Source organism: Croceicoccus bisphenolivorans, assembly GCF_001634625.1.
Taxonomy (GTDB): Bacteria; Pseudomonadota; Alphaproteobacteria; order Sphingomonadales; family Sphingomonadaceae; genus Croceicoccus; species Croceicoccus bisphenolivorans.
In genome coordinates this window covers 1-3,310 of sequence record NZ_LRSE01000041.1, presented here as the reverse complement: position 1 = coordinate 3,310, position 3,310 = coordinate 1, and the positions used below count along the sequence as shown (strand labels likewise).

Annotated in this window: 3 protein-coding genes; 2 read left to right on the top strand and 1 reads right to left on the bottom strand. The window is 58.7% G+C overall.

Going from position 1 to position 3,310, the window contains the following annotated elements; translation table 11 throughout:
* Positions 1-13: 13 nt before the first annotated feature.
* Positions 14-853 (bottom strand): GlxA family transcriptional regulator, encoded by an 840-nt coding sequence (locus A7A77_RS17130; RefSeq protein ID WP_245638535.1) that lies wholly within the window; start codon positions 851-853, stop codon positions 14-16.
* Between the two features lie 386 nt (positions 854-1,239).
* On the opposite strand from A7A77_RS17130, the gene purU reads away from it, so the two are divergent.
* Together purU and A7A77_RS17120 are read left to right on the top strand one after the other, a co-directional pair.
* On the top strand, positions 1,240-2,097 hold the full coding sequence (purU, locus tag A7A77_RS17125) for a formyltetrahydrofolate deformylase (protein ID WP_066561241.1): 858 nt from the start codon (positions 1,240-1,242) through the stop codon (positions 2,095-2,097).
* A 342-nt stretch (positions 2,098-2,439) separates the two neighbouring features.
* The coding region (locus A7A77_RS17120; protein ID WP_066561239.1) for a tyrosine-type recombinase/integrase at positions 2,440-3,310 on the top strand (871 nt) is incomplete at its 3' end.

Here is a 3,310-nt window from a genome sequence, read left to right as displayed (position 1 = left end):
CAATGGACGACTTTTACGCCGCCGTTGACACGACCGACGATGCCCTCGCGTCGAGCGGAGCGTAGCCGAAGCGGCGGCGGAAGTTGCGGCTGAGGTGGGACGAATCGCAAAATCCGCATTCGACCGCGATCATCGCCACGGACTTGCTGGTAGTTTCCAGCAAATGCCGCGCAAACGCCAGACGGACATCCATGAACGCCACCTGCGGCGACATGCCGAGAGCCGACTGAAAGCGCCTCTCGAGCTGGCGCTTGCTGATCGTCATCCGCTTCGCGACATCCTCCACCGACAACGGCGTATCGATGTGCTGCTGCGCAACCAGCAGCGCGCGCCGCACGATCGGATCGGTCGTCCTGATATCCATCGGGATGCCCGGCTGAGGCTTTTCCGCGGCCAGGGCATCGTCGATCATCATGATGTGCAGGCTCTTGCTCGCCTGTGCACGGCCGATGTGGCGATCGACCAGATAGGCCGCAAGATGGGCGGAACTGGCCCCGCCCGAACAAGTCAGGCGATCCCGGTCGACTACGAAGATCTGGTCGGAAACCGGATCAAGCCCGTCGAACTGTTCCAGAAAATCGAGGTGGTGGAACCAGCTGACGCAGCATTTGTAGCCATCAAGCAAGCCGGCCCGGTGAAGGACGAAAGCCCCGGTACAGACCCCGACCAGCGGCACGCCCAAGTCCGCCGCCCGCCGGAGATAGCGGACATAGTTGCTGTCGAAATCCTCGATCTCGTCGATCAACCCACCGACGATGACGATATAATCGAACTTCGCGGGATCGCCCAGCGGCTCGTTCGGCTGGACGGTGACTCCCGAACTCGACGCGACGGGCCGCATCGTGTCCGACAAGATGTTCCAATCGCACAAGATATGCCGGCTACGGTCTCCTTCGTCGGCGGCGAGCCGCAGCACGTCCACGAAATTAGCAAATGCGCACAAGGTGAAGCGGTTAGTCAGGATAAAGCCGACCGACAGCCGCGGTCCGCCAGCCTCACGGCGCCTCGACGTCCTGACCGCAGCCAGGAGCGGCGAATTGGCGTCGGTTTGCGATGCGGTTATGTAACCCCTCCCCTTTGCCAGGGCAGTTGTGCCATTTGTCGTGGTGATCTTGGGAATATGGCGCAAATGTTCTTTTTCGCAAGCTGATCGTGTCGCAAAACTTCTTGCTGCCGAAATTGTCGCGCTGTGGAGCGCAGCCACGTCGAATGGCCGGCATCGCTGCAAGAGGAACTCGGATGACTGAAAAAGCCTATATTCTCAGGCTCACCTGTGACGACCAGCCGGGCATCGTGGCGGCAGTCACGACAGCGCTTGCCGCCGATGGCGCAAACATCATAGAATCCAACCAGTTCTGGGACCGGCAGACGAACCGTTTCTTCCTGCGCATTGCGTTCAGCGCGCCCGCAGCGGTCACGCGCGCAGCGATAGAGCGCGCGCTTCAGCCGGTTGTCGATCGCTTCGATATCGACCTGGGCGTGGGCGACCTGTCACGGCCGTCGAAAATCATCATCATGGTGTCGAAGTTCGACCACGCGCTGCAGCATCTGCTCTACCAGATCAAGGTTGGCTGGCTAAACGCAGAGGTCGTCGCGATCGTTTCCAACCACGATGCTTCACGCCAGCTTGCAGAGGGTGAGGGGATTCCCTTCCACCATTGGCCACTGACCCGCGAAAACAAGGCGCAACAAGAGCAACGCCTGCTGGAACTGGTCAAGGAAACCGGTGCGGAACTGGTCGTCCTGGCGCGTTACATGCAGGTACTTTCGAACGACCTGGCCGAGCAGCTGTTCGGCATGGTGATCAATATCCACCATTCCTTCTTGCCCAGCTTCAAGGGCGCGAAGCCTTATCACCAGGCATACGATCGCGGGGTCAAGTTGATCGGGGCAACGGCCCACTACGTCACTCCCGATCTCGATGAAGGGCCGATTATCGAACAGGAAACCCAGCGGGTCAGCCACAGCATGACGTCCGAGGATTTCGTAGCAACCGGGCGCGACATCGAATCGAGGGTATTGGCTCGGGCGGTCAAGTATCATCTGGAAGGCCGGGTGATGCTGAACCAGCAGCGCACTGTCGTGTTTTCTCCCTGAGTTGCACGCCGGAGTTGGTGCCAGACGTGCCGGTTTCAACGCAACCGCTGGATCCCCTGAACCTTGCTTTGACGATTACCGCCCGTTTGGTTGAGGCTGCTGCGAATGCTAGCCCGGACGAGAGCCGTGCGATCGTCGAATGACCGTCCAGCGTTAATTGGCATGATAATTTTGAAAAANGGGCTCGAACCTAGGACCCGCTGATTAAGAGCCATGATCAGAGGGTCCTAGCGCGTCCGCATGGGTCCAAGAATGGCGGAAATCTGCGATTCATAGTCCGCATTGTTCTTGAAATGTTCGCCAGTATCCACTACAAAAAGCTACCTAAGGTAGCAGGTACATATGGCGAACAAAGTAGGTTTGACGGATGCGAAGATCGCAGGGCTGAAGGCGCCGACTGCGGGTCAAATTGAGCTCGCCGATGGTATCGTACCCGGACTTAGGCTCCGCATGGGTGCCAGTGGTATCAAGACGTACATTCTGCGCAAGCGGGTTCAGGGCAAATGGTTGAATGTGACAATCGGACGCCATGGGCCAAGCTTTACGCTGGCCCATGCCCGAAAGAAGGCGCGCGATCTGCTTGTCGATGTCGAGCAGGGCAAGAGCATCGCCAGAAAAGCGGGCGCAAAAAGGAAGGGATCAAAAGGCGTCGGGACAGTCGCGGAGCTCTACGAGACGTACCTTGCTCAGCAGATCGAGGGCAAAAAACGGAGCGCGAGGGAGTTCGATCGGGTCTTCCGAAAGTACATTGAGCCGGAGATTGGAGACCGGCTCGCGGACTCCATTACCCGAAGTGACGTGAGCCGCTTCGTTGAGAAGATTGCATTCGAACGGGGCAAGGAAACCCTGACGATGGCACGCATCGTGTATCGCCATCTTTCGACCTTCTACACGTGGGCGCTCACCAGACTTGAGCATATGCCCGCCAACCCCTGCCGAGATGCGTGGCGGCCGAAGCGGAATGAGCCTCGCGACCGTGTACTCAGCGACCGTGAGCTTGCTGCGCTTTGGCAATCTGCGGTCGAGGATGGCTATCCATTCGGCCATCTCGTGCAGATGCTTATCCTTACGGCTCAACGCAGAGGTGAAGTGCTTGATGCGGCGTGCGACGAGTTCGACTTCAAAGCCAAGGTCTGGACTGTCCCGGGTGATCGAGCAAAAAACGGCAAGGCCAATGTGGTGCCTGTCAACGGCGGCGTAAAAGTCGTCCATT